The organism is Aquimarina celericrescens (assembly GCF_042682765.1).
Taxonomy (GTDB): Bacteria; Bacteroidota; Bacteroidia; order Flavobacteriales; family Flavobacteriaceae; genus Aquimarina; species Aquimarina celericrescens.
Genome location: NZ_JBHUHY010000017.1, coordinates 1 through 15,442 on the forward strand (window position 1 = coordinate 1; position 15,442 = coordinate 15,442).

Sequence of the window (15,442 nt, forward strand, 5' to 3'; positions counted from 1 at the left end):
CCAGTTACCGGGACCAATGGTATACCCAGAATACAATACATTACAATTATCATTGAAGAATCCGTTACCACGGTTGGCGTACCAGTTATCGCCATATTTTTCTAGCGCTTGGTAGAACCTACGGGTTACCCCAACATTATCGTTATCATTAAAGTTAGCCGTAAAGTCCCCTGTTTGTGTATTTCCTCCAGATGCACTTATGCTTGTTGTTGGTGCAGTAGTATCTGTAGATGGTGGCGGTGGGGTGGTTCCAGTGGTATTATTAGATCGATAGCGATAGTCTTGTCTTGGCTCTCCTATTCCTGTAAAACGCCCTTTGGTAGAGGCATTACCTCCTGCTGCTCTCCACTCAAAATGGATATGATCTCCAGTGGATCCTCCAGTGGTTCCTTCTTTTGCAATGATTTGCCCCCTGCTTACAGATTGTCCTTGACTTACTAGTAAGGTTTTATTGTGAGCATAGTACGTTCTTGTCCCATCGCTATGGCGAATGATCACCAACCTTCCATAACCACTACTTAAACTCCCACTTACTCCAGAAAAAGATACTACTCCACTTGCCGAAGCTCTTACGTTTTGATCACTGGATAAAGATGTAGCAAAGTCTACGGCAGCGTATCCGTGGTGACCTCCTGGACCAAATCGATTACATCGGCCTACATTGGTATGAGAACCTACTGGTCCCGGAGTACCATGTCTTGAAACACAAAGATCTACTCCTGCATCCCAGGGAAGGTAATAACTTAAGTTTGAAAATTTAGCTTGAACATTTGATTTCTTCTGGATTGTTACCTGATCTTTCCATCCTATAATTTGAAGGTATTCACCCTTTTCTTGAGCAATAGTTTTAGTTTTTTTAGTATTTATATCATACTCCAAAATGATATCTGTATTACCATGCAAAAGATCAATTTTTTTATCCATTGTACTTAAAAAATAAAAATGATCTCTATTTGGCGAAAGTAATGGTGTTCTCATATAATTGAAAGGAATCTTTAATCTTTCAAGAATTCCAGATTTAAGGTCTAGTATCCAAATTCCTTCATGTTCATTTGCAGTATCAAGAAAAATCCCCTCAACATATATTTTGTTTGGATTTTGAGTCCATGCGATAGGTCTATATGCAAGTTCTTTTCTGGCTGTATTTTTTTTATTGATAAGAACACTTTTTTTCCTTTGTGATATATTTATTTTATTTAATTTAAAAGCTCCTCCTATTTGTTCCCTCTCTAGATATACCCATAGATTTGAATTAAAGGGACTTTGTAATCCTTGAAAGAGGTCGTATCCTTTTATTACCTTGAAGTCTTGTGAAATTTGATCAGTGTAATAAGCAATGTTATCTAGAGATATGAGCTGCTCATGCGCAATAGATTGTTTTTTATCTTGAAATAAACTAAGTTTTTGTTCTAATGGATTAACAGTAAATAGTTCTTGGTTTTTCTGAATTATGAGTTCTTGAGATTGCAATACAGAAGTATAAATCAAAAGAAGTAGTGCACATTTTTGTGTAAAAGTTTTCATCTGAGGTGAGTTTGTAGTTATGATTAGTTAATAGTTAAGCTGGCCTATTGTTATAGAAACAAGCTAAAGTGAAAATCTGTAAAAGGGTCTTTGGTGGTTTACAGAAAAATATTTGGTTCAACTAAAAGTGTAATTGAAAAATTTTAAAGTGGTAAGTTTTTTTTCATGAGTTTGATTTAGGTTAGATGCATCATCGTGTTGATAACTCTAAAATTACTGATACTCAATTCCAAAAAAAATAGGCACATGTCCTTATTTCTATAAAAGGTTGATAATATCGGATGAATTGCGTAATCTTTTGTAGAGATAAATAGCAGTCTCTTAGAACATAGGGATGCGAGGTGACAGGATTTCATTTTTTAACTCAATTGCATATTTTAGCAGTGCGTTACTTCCGTGCAGACCTAACTTGCTACAAATATTTTGACGATGATTTTTGATAGTTTTTATGCTTTTGTAAAATTCTAACGCAATTTCTTTATTGGTTTTTCCCTTTGCAACCTGTTGAAGAATAGTAATCTCTGTTTTGGATAATTTTTCAAGGGGGTTGTATTTTTTTATTGAATCAACATCTATATCATTTTCGTACCATTTTTCTCTAAACTTTTTGCTTATATATGGTTTGTTATGTATCGCTCTCCATGCAGACTTTTTCATGCTCTCAACCGTATCAGCCTTATACATTACCCACTTAATTTCGAGCTTTTTCAGAATTCTTTTGAGGTGATTGTCCAAATCAAAAGTCATCATAACTATTTTGGTGTTCTTTGCATGAGTTTTGGTAAATATAGCTAGTTCGATACCTGAATTGTTGGAGTTTAATGTAGCATCGATCACTATGAAATCTGGTTGAAGATCAATTATGGTTTGTTTTAATTTATTTAGATCACTTATATTGTCGTGTAGTTTGAATTTTAGCTCTTTGGGAGCTTCGAGCATGGCCTTTATCCCTAATCTTTTTAAAGGATCGTCATACGCCACAATTATATCAAATTCTCTCATGATTCAATTTGGTCAATTAGATTTGGATAAAACTATACATGGGAATATAGTTTTGTTAATATAGCAATATTTGATAAAAAATAGTATAGAATATTTATTTCTAAGCCTTCTATATTCGAATAATGTAATTAAACCAGGTGACTTAGCGATGGCAATTTTTTTGTTCTGATTTATAATTCAAACATGCTTGGTAGCCATAAAGTTAAACCAGGGCTGTAGGTTAGTAAAATAAGTATAAGGATCATTACAATAAAAAAAGGAATTAGTGGTCTTACCACTTGTTGAATATTTAAATTAGCCATGCTACAACCTATAAATAAAATTGAGCCTACGGGTGGTGTGCATAACCCAATGCATAGATTTACAATCATAATGATTCCGAAATGAACAGGATCCATTCCTATATCTGTTACGATAGGTAAAAAAATAGGAGTAAAGATCAATACGGCAGGGGTCATATCCATAAAAATACCAACAAATAATAAAATTGAATTTATGATCAATAAAATGATAATGGGATTATTACTTATTTGTAAAAGGGAAGAGGTGATAGTTTGAGGAATATTTTCAAAAGACATCACCCAAGACATCGTCATCGAAGTGATAATTAGTAATATTACAATAGAAGTAGTTTTAATGGTTTCCAGTACTATAGAAGGAATATCTTCAAAGGTAATTTCTCTATAGATAGCCGCTAAAACAAGTGCATAAAGCACAGCAATTGCAGAAGCTTCTGTAGCGGTAAAAATTCCTGATATTATTCCACCAATCACTACAACAAGTAATAACAGGCTGGGTAAAGCTCTTAAAAATCTCTTCATAAGTTCTTTAAAACCTACTGACTTTACGGTTGGATATTTTTTTTTAAAACTATAAACTCCTGCGACCAACATTAATGCAACTCCTATTAAAATCCCGGGAACATATCCAGCTAGGAAAAGAGCTGATATAGATACACCTCCGCTGGCGAGTGAGTATATAATTAGGATATTGCTAGGAGGTATGATTAATCCTGTAGTCGAACTGGTAATATTAACCGCTGCACTAAAAGATTTGTCATATCCTTCTTTTTCCATCATTGGATTCATAAACCCCCCTATAGCTGAAGCAGCTGCTGCCGCTGATCCAGAAATAGCACCAAATAACATACAAGCTATTATATTAACAAAGGCCAAACCACCGGGTGCAGGCCCTATTAACCCCTTGGCAAATTCAATAAGTCTATTTGCAATACCACCACGGTTCATAATTTGGCCTGCCAAAATAAAAAAGGGTATAGCAAGTAAAGCAAAGCTATCCAAAGAAGTTGCCATGCGTTGAGACAATGTAGTAACTGTTGGCAGAAATGGCATGGATATTAATAAGGTCAAAAGTGCAGATAACCCAATGCTAAATCCTATAGGAACTCTCAACATTAAAAGAAGGATAAAGCTAAGTAACAATACTAATATTTCAGTTGAAATCATCTTGCTTTTTTTTAAGTTTAGTAGAGGATAAGATGGTGTCTAATGTATAATACATAATAATGAATCCGTTTATAGGAACAGATGAATAAACTAAGTATAAAGGAACTTGTAAAGCGGCTGATTTTTGGTCAAGCACATATGTTAACCAACACAACCTAGAGCCACCTATTGCCATTATCGAAAATGCAAAAAAGCATATCAATAAATTAATAATCCCATTAAAGAATAATGGGGATTTGGCAAGGATTTTATCAGGAATTAGATCTATTGATAGATGTAGCTTCTTACCTGTTGCATAAGCACTCCCAAAAAGCCCCAACCAGATGAGAGAAAAACTCGCCAATTCATCTGTTAACGTACTTGGAATATTAAAGATATATCTTGAAAATACCTGCCAAACGACAGCTAGGAGCATAATTAGCAATATCAGTACTAGAAACCACTCTAAACATGTGTCAATTGTTTTTCTCATTATTTTAAGTATTGCATTGTTTTACGGAGCTGGAAAGATTCGGGAACATATTGAAATTTATTATACTTGCAGTGCTTTATTTTTGGCTAGTTTTGAGTAATATTTCTTTTATTGCAAGTTCTACGCCTCGAAGTTCGGCAAGGCCTTTTAGTCTTCCAATAGCGGTATAACCAGGATAGGTCTCTTTTTTCAGATCATCTAAGATCTGGTGCCCATGATCGGGACGCATAGGCAATGATTTCTTTCGTTTTTGTTGCAGTTTTACCAGTTGTATTATTATCTCAATCATAGGTACCGTTCCATCAAGATGTTCAGATTCATAGAAATTGCCTTTGAGATCTCTTGTAATATTTCGAAGATGTATGAAATGAATATGCTCTCCAAAGTCTTGAATCATTTTAATTAAATCATTATCAGTTCGCACACCCAACGAACCTGTACAATAGGTGATTCCATTATGTTTACTGCTTATATTGCTTATAATTCTTTTGAAATCTTCATAGGTACTCACAATTCTAGGCAATCCAAAAATTGAAAAAGGAGGATCGTCGGGATGAATAGCCATATCGATACCATATTTTTCGGCTGTAGGAATTATATGATTAAGAAATGTATTTAGATTTTTTGCTAAACCGAAATCATCAATATTTTTATATCTCTTAATTCTATTTCTTAACTCATCCAGCGTAAACTTTTCCTCCGATCCTGGTAATCCCAGTAATATGGTTTCTATTAGTTTTTTTTCTTCTTCACCATTATCTTTTTGTCGTATTTTTTTTAAATAGTACTTGGCTTCTGCAACAAGGTTTGCGTCATAATCGTCAATGGCATTTGGCCTTTTTAAGATAAAAATATCAAAAGCAGCGATGGCAAGAGGTTCAAATCTTAAGGCTTTAGCACTACTAGGTAATTCATACACGAGATTTGTTCTAACCCAATCAAGCAGTGGCATAAAGTTATAACAAACCGTTTTAATTCCACAAGCGCTTAAATTGATTAGACTTTGTTTATAGTTTTCTATCAATTCTGTATAATTGCCACTATGAGTTTTAATATTTTCATGCACAGGAAGGCTTTCTACCACCTCCCAGGTTAAACCTGCCGATTCGATTGTTTTTTTTCTTTTTTCAATTTCTGAAATCTCCCAAATTGCACCATTTTCTATGTGATGTAAAGCAGATACGACACCCGTCGCGCCAGCTTGTCGAATACTTGATAATGGGACAGGGTCATTAGGACCATACCAACGCATTGTTTGACATAATAAGAACATCTTATAGTTTATTAAAGTTTTAGTTAAACACCGGCATAAGAATCAAATCCTCCATCTACAGCAACGACTGTTCCCGTAACAAATTTGGATGCCTCGCTACTAAGCCATTGGACAGCCCCAAATAATTCATCAGGATGCCCAAAACGTCCCATAGGTGTATTTTCAATGATTTTGGCACCTCTATCTGTGAGATTGTTTTTCGAATCAAGCAAAAGCGTTCTGTTTTGTTCGGTCAGAAAAAATCCTGGAGCAATTGCATTAACCCTTATTTTTTGCTCATATTTATGAGAAAATTCTACAGCTAACCATTTTGTAATATTCTCAACAGCTGCTTTTGCAGATGCATATCCCATAACTCTTGTCATAGGTCGGGTTGCTGCCATAGAAGAAATGTTTATAATACTTGCCTCGTTGGATTCTAGTAATAAAGGCAACATTTTTTTTATACTCAAAACCGTTCCAAAATAGTTTAGGTCCAACACATCACGTAGGGCATTAGTATCAAAGTCAACAAAATTTTGATCAGGTTGTATTACGGCACCCTCCATATTACCACCTGCCATATTGATCAAAACGTCAATCTTGCCAAATTTCTCTTTCAATGAAGTGGCGGCATTTTCTAACGTTTCTTCACAGGTAACATCTATGAGTAAAGCTTCAGCTTTCCCGCCAGATTTTATAATATCTTTGGCTAGGTTGTTAGTTTTTTCGGGATTCCTTCCCATAATAATCATTTGAGAATCTTGCGACGCTAAATACCTACTCAAAGCCATTCCCAAAACACCGGTTGCTCCAGTTATTACAATAATTTTTTTATCAATGGAAAATAGACTTGGCGTGTAATTCATGTTTTTCAAAATAATAATCTCTTTACTATGCGTGTGAGCTTTTCGTACATAGTCAAGCGAACAAATTACTTATTACTGATCGTATTTCTTTATACTATTTAGTCAGTAAGTTGTACAATTTTTTCTAAAAAAGTATTTGACAAAAATGTTTTAAGTATATTAATTAGCTATTCGCTAAAATTTCGGCATACCTAAGTTGGAAGTGGTCTTTTGATACTGTACGCTAGACGATTATCGTAAACCTGTCTTATATATTAGAACTTCGTAATAAAGCTTTTAGTTGCAAGAACGTCATGCTCTAACTAACAAACTCATTCTTCCCATTGATCAGTACGAAAGGGAGAAGCCGGCAGCCCTTCTTTATTATAAAAATTCGCTTTGTCAGGATTATCAGCCCAAGCATATCTTACGGCTATTGGATTGATAACTTTCTCTGACCAGACAATTATCTGATCCTGTTCAATTTTAGCTTTGGCTGGATAAAATTTTCGATCTCTTCCTGCTATACTGAATTCAAATAACTGATTATTGTCTGTGTTTTTGGCCCATAATCCTGAACCTTTATGATCAAAATTTATGACTATTTTATTCTCTCTAATTTCATGTGATTCGTAAACGGGGCCAGAGTATACAATATCTTCATCATATGATATTTTTCTGGCTGCTACGGCCAATCGATATCCAACATCTTGTTTGTTTCTTGGGTGAATATCCATGGCGTCCCCAATATCAATAATCACTGCTTGTGCTGTGTTAGGCAACTCCAAAGCTTTACTTTGTGACTCCCGTGTCACTGCCCAATTGCTCTTTACAGGTTGTTCAACAGCTTTCATATAATTAGCCAATTGCACAAATAAAAAAGGGAGTTCTTTTTTATGCCATTGAAGCCTCCAATCTTGTATCATTTTTTTAAATAGATTACGATACGCAAAGGCGCTTTGGTCGCCGCTATTTGATTCTCCTTGATACCAGATTATTCCTTTAATAGGAAAACGATGAATAGGGTGAATCATCTTATTATACAACACTGTTGGGATCTGATTTATTTGGGCATCAGGTTTTGCCAGATACACTTGCGCGACTTTATATTTCCAATTTCCATGTAGTGGAATCCTTTTTCCTTGAAAAGTTATGTTCATTTCTTCAGGTCTCCCGTAGATCCCACCTCCACCACCAGTATCCTCGACCCGAATACTGATCAGATTATTTTTTTTAAGAATTCCTTTGGGGATGGTATATTTTCTTTTCACATAGTAGGATTGGGTGAGTCCGCCTATATTAAAACCATTAACCCAAACCTGATCCGTATCATCAATAGCTCCCAATTGAATTTCCGCGGCACTACCTTCTACAAATTTATCTGGCATCTTAAAATTTTTTCTAAACCAGACAATTCCGTCAAGCGCTTGTAAGTTTTGATCTTCCCAATAGGAGGGTAGTTCCATTGCAGACCAGGAGCTGTGATCAAAATTCGGGTCTGTATAAGCAAAGTTACCGTCATCAAGAATACCTAACTCTTCGATAGGTAATTCCTGCAACTTTTGCTTAAGAATTTTCAATTGCTCTTCCTTTCGATCTTTTTGTGCTTTAATAGCCGCCTCAAAAGCTTCCTTAGCATTTTTGAAACCAAGTGTTTCAGCACGCATCCAAGGCTCGATACGACTTCCTCCCCAACTACTGTTGATAAGGCCAATAGCTATTTTTTGAGTTTGATAAAGTTCTTTTGCAAAATAATACCCTACAGCTGTAAAATTCGCCAAGGTACTATCCTTGGCCGAAGTCCATTCTCCTCCTCGTAAGTTTTGTTCTGGGGTGAATGCATAAGATCTAGGGATTTTAAAATGTCGTATCTGGTCATTAGAAGCATTTCTTATCTCTATTTCAGCATTAAGACTATTTTTTAAAGTCCATTCCATATTAGACTGGCCGGAGCATAACCAAACATCACCCACCAGAATGTTCTTGATATCAATGACCTCATTGCCAGACTGAATTTTCAAGGAGTAGGGGCCTCCTGCTTTCTTTTTGGGGAGCTTTATTTCCCAGGTACCATCGCTAGCTATCTTTGAACTAAAGTCTTTATGATCGTAGGTAATCGAAACTTTTGAGTCTTTGGTTCCCCATCCCCAGACAGGAATTTCTTCGTCACGTTGAATTACCATACCATCTGCAAATAGTTTGGAAACCTTGAGTTGCGCCATACTAGTAATAGAGGTAAAGAGAACCAATACCCATAGAACAACAGGATTTGTACTCATAAATATTGATTTATTATATTTTCAAAGAACTCTTGTTTTCCGCTTGTAGGTTGTATTTTATCTTGCGATAAGGCAATTTCATACAATTCCCTCATTGAAAGTTTGCCATGCTCGAAATCCTGACCTTGTAGGGTATCAAAGGAGGCATAACGTTGTTTTCGTAACTTTAGATATGATGAAGAGGAAAGAATTTGATCAGCAGCTATCAGGGCTCTGGCAAAAATATCGGCACCACCAATGTGTGCTATAAATAGATCTTCCAGGTCAGTTGAATTTCTCCTTATTTTGGCATCAAAATTAATACCACCTCCTTGAAGCCCTCCGGCTTCAAGAAATACCAACATCGCTTCGGTGACTTCATAGAGATTATTTGGAAATTGATCGGTATCCCATCCATTTTGGTAATCACCACGATTCGCATCTATACTTCCAAACATATTTGCGTTTGCCGCTACCTGCAATTCATGTTGAAAGGTATGTTGCGCTAATGTCGCATGATTCACTTCTATGTTTAATTTGAAATCTTTCTCAAGTCCATATTCACGTAAAAAACCAATTACGGTAGCTGCGTCAAAATCATATTGATGTTTGCTAGGCTCCATAGGTTTCGGTTCTATAAAAAAGGTTCCTGTAAAGCCTTGCATTCGTGCATAATCTCTGGCGAGACCAAGAAACTTCCCCATATGATCAAGTTCACGTTTCATGTTGGTGTTCAATAATGACATATATCCTTCGCGTCCGCCCCAAAAAACATAATTTTCTCCGTCTAAGGCAATAGTAGTATCCAATGCAACCTTAACTTGTGCTGCTGCGTGTGCCAATACTTTAAAATCCGGATTGGTTGCTGCTCCGTTCATATAACGTGGATGAGAAAAACAATTAGCAGTACCCCACAGCACTTTAACACCTGATGCTTCTTGCTTTTCTTTTAAATATGCACTGATTTCTTGAAGTCGACGTTCAGATTCGGCAAGCGTTTCTGCTTCCTGTATTAAATCAAAATCGTGAAAACAATAATACTCAAATCCCATTTTAGTGATAAATTCAAAGGCTGCATCTGCCTTAGCTTTAGCAGCATTCGTAGGGTCTTTTGAATTATCCCATGGGAAATTTTGTGTTGCAGTTCCAAAGGGATCGGTACCCTTGCCTCCAAAAGAATGCCAATAAGCAACGGCAAACTTAAAATGGTCTTTCAGTTTTTTACCCGCAATGACTTTTTCGGCATCATAATATTTAAATGCCAATGGATTGTCTGAATCTTTTCCTTCAAATGCGATCTTTCCAATATCTTCAAAATATTCTTCGTCTCCTGTGATGATCATACTAATCTTTTTTTTAGTTCTTTCTTCCAATTTTGATAAGCTTTCTGATAAAATTCTGTAAGTTCTGTCAAGGGAGTATACTCTTCCGAACATGAATTTTCTTTATGGTTTTGTGTCTTACTTTTTGACTTTATTATAGAAGCCTTGGCAGCGCCTACAGCACCTGTAGTATCATGAATTTGAATGGGTTGCTCTATTAAAGTGGTTATGGTTTCAGAAAACACAGGAGATTGAAACAGGTTGTCATTACCTGCTTTAATAACTTTAATATGAAAACCGGTTTTCTTAAGCAATTCCATTCCATATACAAAAGAGAAAGCAATTCCTTCTAGTACAGCCCTGCAAACATGTGCTTTATGATGAATATTATAATTAAGATATAAAAAATGTGAGCCAATATCTTTGTTATTGAATATCCTTTCTGCACCATTACCAAAAGGTAACACTATCAATCCATCACTTCCAATGGATACTGAAGCTGCTAATTCATTCATTTCCTGATATGTTTTAAAACCCAAATGTTCTTTTAACCAACGAAAAGCTATTCCGCAACCATTTACACATAATAGTTTACCAATTCTAGGTGTCGCTGTAGTGTGATTGACATGTATAAAGCTATTGATTTTTTCAGAAGTGATTTCTGTTGTACTATCGGTTACGGCGTACAATACGCCTGAAGTTCCTGCGGTTGCTGCTACTTCGCCAGGTTCTAGCACCTGCAATGATAAGGCGTTATTAGGTTGGTCTCCTGCTCTGTAGGTGATTGGTGTTCCCTCTGCGAGTCCGCTAAGTTTTGAAGCTTCCTTCGTAACCCTGCCCTGAACTGTAAAATTTTTAACCAATTCTGGAAGAAGGTCAATAGGAATTTGGTAATGGTCCAACAAAAAATTTGCAGGTTGATCCTTTTGGAAATCCCATAGAATCCCTTCGGATAATCCGGTAGCTGTCGTTGCTATTTTTCCGGTAAGCTTGTAGCCGATATAATCTCCCGGAAGCATGAATTTATAAGTTTTTTTAAAAAGTCCGGGCTCGTTTTCTTTAATCCATTTCAGTTTTGAGGCGGTAAAATTTGCAGGCGAGTTTAGTAATGTTTGATCACATTTCTCTTTTCCTAAGGTTCGGTAGGCAGTTTCGCCAATTTCAACAGCTCTACTATCACACCAGATAATAGCATTTCTTAACACTTTTTTATCATGATCAATCAAAACCAGCCCGTGCATTTGGTAAGCAATACCGATTGCTGTAATTTGTTCGCTGGAAATTTTGCTTTCCTTCAATAACTTTTGTGTCGCCTCGCATGTATAGTGCCACCAATCCTCAGGTTTTTGTTCTGCCCAGTTAGGATTAGGGGATAGAATCTTCATTTCTTCTTTGGGTTCTTTTATAACCTGAACAACTTCATTTGTATCTGATGTTACAAGGGCTACTTTAATAGAAGAACTTCCGATATCTAAACCAAGAGTATACATAATTTTATTTAAAAGATTTTGAGGATAATGAAATGGTTTCTGATTGATATTCAGGGGCTCCCAAGGCTATACTTTTTGACGAAGGTAAACTTCCTCCCAGATAAATAGTGAAATTTCCTGGATAAATCACCGGCTCACCTTTGTAATCGATAGATTGAAAATCAGGCTTTTGTAAAGCGAAAAATATCCGCTGCGTGCTTTTTGCTTTTATCGCTATTCTTTGAAAACCTCTTAAGGTGTATATAGGATCTTCTTTCCCTGCTTTTGGGGAGCTTATATATAATTGTGCCACTTCTTCAACATCTTGCTCACTGCTATTTTTTATTTCTGCGGAAACTAATATTGTTTGATTTTTTTGCATAACCGTAAGCTTAGAGTATGATAAATCGGCATAATTTAATCCAAAACCGAAAGGAAATAGAGGATCTTTTATCATGTAGCGATAAGTACGGCCTGTCATAGTATAATCTTCGTAGGGTGGAAGTTGTGTTATGGATTTAGGAAATGTCACCGGAAGCTTTCCGGAAGGGGAAACCTGGCCAAAAAGCACTTCGCCTACTGCAGTGCCACCTTCTTCTCCCGGATACCAGACAAACACCACGGCTTCTACCAGATCTAATAGTTCGGGTATGGCAATTGGGCTACCCCCTGTTAAAACAAGCACCAAAGGTTTGTTATTATTTTTTTTGATCTTTTTAAGATAATCAATTTGATGTTGAGGTAATTTAATATCGATACGATCTCCTCTGTTTGGTGAGGCAATCGCTTCACCTTCTTCACCTTCGTAGGTGGAAGAAATTCCCATAACAGCAATACAGACATCTGCTGCTTTTGCTTCACCGGTAGACCAATCGATAGGGTTCACATTTTCTCGATAATCCAGAATTCCCTGTTTGTAGTTGATAGTGGTGCCAGGACTCACCTGAGATACGATACCATCCAAAATAGTCTGCGTATTAGAAGAAAGCCCAAAATAATTACCAAGAAGCACTTCTTCACTGGCAGCATGGGGCCCGACCACATATACAGATTTGATATTTTTATTCAAGGGTAGCAGTTTATTTTTATTTTTAAGTAAGACAATAGATTTTCGGGCAGCTTCTAATGCTAGTTTTCTATGTTTGGGTGAATCTACTACTGAAACCGGTATAGTATCGTATGGATTGCTTCCTACAGGATCAAAAAGACCTAGTTTAAAACGGGTTATTAACTGCTGTTTCAATACGTGATCCAACTGCTTTTCTGTTGTTAATCCCTGCTGTATAGCTTTATCCAATACCTGATAGGTCTCTCCGCAATTTACATGTAATCCTTTATTCAGCGCTAGTGCTGCTGAGGCCTCTGGAGAATCGGTTACTTTATGATGTTCCCAAAAATCTTTGATCGCCCAACAATCTGAAACCAAATAGCCATTAAAATTCCACCGTTTCTTCAAAACTTCATCAATTAAAAAATCACTAGCACAGGCTAATTCTCCATTTACCCGATTATATGCCCCCATGACGCCCTCTACTTCAGCCTCGGTCACCAATGCTTCAAATGCTGGTAGATAGGTCTCAAATAAATCTTTTTTGGTAGTTTTAGCATCAAATTTGTGACGAAGTTCTTCTGGGCCGGAGTGCACTGCATAGTGTTTTGCACACGCGGCAGCTTTTAAATATTTGGGATGATTACCCTGAAGCCCTTTTACATATGCTGTAGCCATTTGACTGGTCAAAAAAGGATCTTCACCATAAGTTTCTTGTCCGCGACCCCATCTAGGATCCCTAAATATGTTGATGTTTGGTGTCCAGAAAGTGAGACCGGCATAGATCCCACGGTTTCCAATCGCGATGGATGTATTAAATTTAGCTCTTGCTTCGTCTGAAATTGCTGTGGCAATACGGTATAATAAATCTTTATCAAAGGTAGCAGCCAACCCAATCGCTTGTGGAAAAACGGTAGCCCTCCCATTACGCGCTATTCCATGTAAACTCTCGTTCCACCAGTTGTATTCTGGTACGTTGAGTCGAGGAATAGCCGCACTATTGTGAGTCATTAAGGAAACTTTTTCTTCTAAAGTCAGAGCCTTTACAAGCGCTTCGGATCTTGCTTCAAAGGATAGTGCGGTATTTTGCCAAGGAAATGGGGCTAATTTCTGAGCGGTTACTACTGATACTGGAATACAATAGTGGCAGAATGCGATACAAAAAAGAACAATTCTAATCATAGGTTATAAAGATGAAATTTTTTGTGTGTTATAAAGATCTAAAATTTTTGATAAAGTGGGGATACTTTCAGAACACGTAGGGTGTCTCAAAGAAGTTGCAGCTGTTGCAACTCCCCATCGTAGTGCTTCTTTATTATTTCTATCTTCGTGCAATGCATAAAGAACACCGGCTGCAAATGCATCTCCGGCTCCCGCGGTTCCTTTTATTTCATGATCGCTAAGTTTAACCTTAGGTTGTAGATATAATTCATTGGTTTTAGAAGCAGCTACAGCTCCATTTTCAAAATGTAGAAAAACGGTATCGTTTACACCCATGTCGAGTAGTTGACTTGTAGCCTTTTTCACGTTTTCAACATGCAATTTTTCTTTTACAATACTTTCTATACCAGTAAGTTTGAAAGCTTCATATTCATTTAGAAATAAATAATCGATAAATGGTAATGAAGGGGTGATCACATCGATAAAACGATCGCTGTTTTCACTTACCAAATCTACAGAAGTCTTAATTCCTCTCTCTCGTATATCTCTCAGTAAAATAGCAGCTTCTGTCATTTGAGTTTCTATTGAAGAAAATTGATCCAGGTTATCTAATAACAATAAATATCCTAGGTGAAAAATCTTGTTTTGAAGACTGTTTTTTAGGATCAATTCTTTCGTAAGTAGTGCATTGGCGCCTCTGTAATGAAAAAAAGTTCTTCTTCCTGTTTTTCTGGAAGTCATCACATCGGTATAAGAGGTATTGAATTTTGTATTGACGATAATTCCTTGAGTGTCAATTTTTAGTTGTTGACAGTCTTTTAAAATAATATCCCCCAAATCGTCACTTCCAATACTTCCTATGCCTTTCAACGAGAATGGAAACCCCATCTTAGATAAAGCTTTTAAAACATTGTAAGGAGCACCTCCATTAGATACTATTTCTTCAATAATATTGCACAAGCCATCTTGGTGAGGATAATCATCGATGATTTTGGTTCGATCTATGATCCAATTACCTGCTGCAGTGATGCCCTTATTCTTTATCATCGTATCTGTCGCTTACTAGAGTTACTAATGCCGGTTCATCTTCTTCTATTTCTGAAAATCGACCAATATCTGGATTTACGAAAAAATTATCGTTTAGATCATCGTTTGCTGTTGATACTTCACCGATAATACATTGATCACTTAGAGGATAAAATTCATGATACACCCCTGGAATCAAAGTTACCCGCTCACCAGAATTTAAGGTAATCGTATCACCAGAACATATCAAAGCCCATTTTCCAGAGATTTTTATTTGAAAATCAACAGGCTTTTGTTCAGGTTTTCCCTTCCAGACTTGAACCGCTAGTTTTCCGTTTCTTACGATAATGTCTTCTTTCTTCTTTTTATGACAATGTGCAGGTGTTCGTTGGTTTTTCTTTGCATACATCAATTTTTCGCAATATTCAAGTTCTTCGGTTAAATTAATTAACACCAATCCTTTGTTATCAAAATCACCCAGTCCAAAATCGGTAACATCCCATTTAGGATCAGGGGGTAGTGCCCATTGATGTTTCTCAAAACATTTTTTAGCTTCTTGAATGCATGTATTGATTTGTGATCTTTTCATATATC

The 15,442-nt window shown here is 36.4% G+C and carries 12 protein-coding genes; all 12 read right to left on the reverse strand.

Going from position 1 to position 15,442, the window contains the following annotated elements; all coding sequences use genetic code 11:
- Nucleotides 1–1,524: M23 family metallopeptidase (locus ACFSJT_RS16740; protein ID WP_378321490.1), on the reverse strand; the 1,524-nt coding region annotated here is incomplete at its 3' end.
- Between the two features lie 321 nt (nt 1,525–1,845).
- Entirely contained in the window at nt 1,846–2,526 is a 681-nt protein-coding gene (locus ACFSJT_RS16745; RefSeq protein ID WP_378321491.1) for a response regulator transcription factor, read from the reverse strand.
- Between the two features lie 170 nt (nt 2,527–2,696).
- Complete coding sequence (locus ACFSJT_RS16750; protein WP_378321492.1) at nt 2,697–3,992, reverse strand: TRAP transporter large permease; 1,296 nt, start codon at nt 3,990–3,992, stop codon at nt 2,697–2,699.
- Nucleotides 3,979–4,407 (reverse strand): TRAP transporter small permease, encoded by a 429-nt coding sequence (locus tag ACFSJT_RS16755; protein ID WP_378321493.1) that lies wholly within the window; start codon nt 4,405–4,407, stop codon nt 3,979–3,981. The genes ACFSJT_RS16750 and ACFSJT_RS16755 overlap by 14 nt, the downstream gene beginning before the upstream one ends.
- A 133-nt stretch (nt 4,408–4,540) precedes the next feature.
- The gene (gene uxuA / locus ACFSJT_RS16760) at nt 4,541–5,737 is read right to left on the reverse strand and encodes a mannonate dehydratase (RefSeq protein WP_378321494.1); all 1,197 of its coding nucleotides are present in this window, start codon (nt 5,735–5,737) and stop codon (nt 4,541–4,543) included.
- 23 nt (nt 5,738–5,760) lie between these two features.
- The gene (locus tag ACFSJT_RS16765) at nt 5,761–6,585 is read right to left on the reverse strand and encodes an SDR family oxidoreductase (protein WP_378321495.1); all 825 of its coding nucleotides are present in this window, start codon (nt 6,583–6,585) and stop codon (nt 5,761–5,763) included.
- A gap of 311 nt (nt 6,586–6,896) precedes the next feature.
- On the reverse strand, nt 6,897–8,843 hold the full coding sequence (locus ACFSJT_RS16770) for a sialate O-acetylesterase (RefSeq protein ID WP_378321496.1): 1,947 nt from the start codon (nt 8,841–8,843) through the stop codon (nt 6,897–6,899).
- Nucleotides 8,840–10,165 carry a xylose isomerase gene (xylA, locus tag ACFSJT_RS16775; RefSeq protein WP_378321497.1) on the reverse strand — a complete coding sequence of 442 codons (1,326 nt, stop codon included), beginning with the start codon at nt 10,163–10,165 and terminating at the stop codon, nt 8,840–8,842. Before xylA ends, ACFSJT_RS16770 begins: the two co-directional genes overlap by 4 nt.
- A complete protein-coding gene (locus ACFSJT_RS16780) occupies nt 10,162–11,634 on the reverse strand; it encodes a xylulokinase (protein WP_378321498.1) in 1,473 nt (490 codons plus the stop codon). The genes xylA and ACFSJT_RS16780 overlap by 4 nt, the downstream gene beginning before the upstream one ends.
- A 4-nt stretch (nt 11,635–11,638) precedes the next feature.
- On the reverse strand, nt 11,639–13,843 hold the full coding sequence (locus tag ACFSJT_RS16785) for a glycoside hydrolase family 3 C-terminal domain-containing protein (protein WP_378321499.1): 2,205 nt from the start codon (nt 13,841–13,843) through the stop codon (nt 11,639–11,641).
- 3 nt (nt 13,844–13,846) lie between these two features.
- On the reverse strand, nt 13,847–14,869 hold the full coding sequence (locus ACFSJT_RS16790; RefSeq protein WP_378321500.1) for a carbohydrate kinase family protein: 1,023 nt from the start codon (nt 14,867–14,869) through the stop codon (nt 13,847–13,849).
- Nucleotides 14,856–15,437, reverse strand: a complete 582-nt coding sequence (locus ACFSJT_RS16795; protein ID WP_378321501.1) for a D-lyxose/D-mannose family sugar isomerase — start codon at nt 15,435–15,437, stop codon at nt 14,856–14,858. Before ACFSJT_RS16795 ends, ACFSJT_RS16790 begins: the two co-directional genes overlap by 14 nt.
- Nucleotides 15,438–15,442: the final 5 nt, after the last annotated feature.

Bases quoted from the DNA above. Each gene is read 5' to 3' on its own strand.
- ACFSJT_RS16745 (WP_378321491.1), bottom strand. From the start codon at position 2,526: ATGAGAGAATTTGATATAATTGTGGCGTATGACGATCCTTTAAAAAGA.
- ACFSJT_RS16750 (WP_378321492.1), bottom strand. From the start codon at position 3,992: ATGATTTCAACTGAAATATTAGTATTGTTACTTAGCTTTATCCTTCTT.
- ACFSJT_RS16755 (WP_378321493.1), bottom strand. From the start codon at position 4,407: ATGCTCCTAGCTGTCGTTTGGCAGGTATTTTCAAGATATATCTTTAAT.
- uxuA (WP_378321494.1), bottom strand. From the start codon at position 5,737: ATGTTCTTATTATGTCAAACAATGCGTTGGTATGGTCCTAATGACCCT.
- ACFSJT_RS16765 (WP_378321495.1), bottom strand. From the start codon at position 6,585: ATGAATTACACGCCAAGTCTATTTTCCATTGATAAAAAAATTATTGTA.
- ACFSJT_RS16770 (WP_378321496.1), bottom strand. From the start codon at position 8,843: ATGAGTACAAATCCTGTTGTTCTATGGGTATTGGTTCTCTTTACCTCT.
- xylA (WP_378321497.1), bottom strand. From the start codon at position 10,165: ATGATCATCACAGGAGACGAAGAATATTTTGAAGATATTGGAAAGATC.
- ACFSJT_RS16780 (WP_378321498.1), bottom strand. From the start codon at position 11,634: ATGTATACTCTTGGTTTAGATATCGGAAGTTCTTCTATTAAAGTAGCC.
- ACFSJT_RS16785 (WP_378321499.1), bottom strand. From the start codon at position 13,843: ATGATTAGAATTGTTCTTTTTTGTATCGCATTCTGCCACTATTGTATT.
- ACFSJT_RS16790 (WP_378321500.1), bottom strand. From the start codon at position 14,869: ATGATAAAGAATAAGGGCATCACTGCAGCAGGTAATTGGATCATAGAT.
- ACFSJT_RS16795 (WP_378321501.1), bottom strand. From the start codon at position 15,437: ATGAAAAGATCACAAATCAATACATGCATTCAAGAAGCTAAAAAATGT.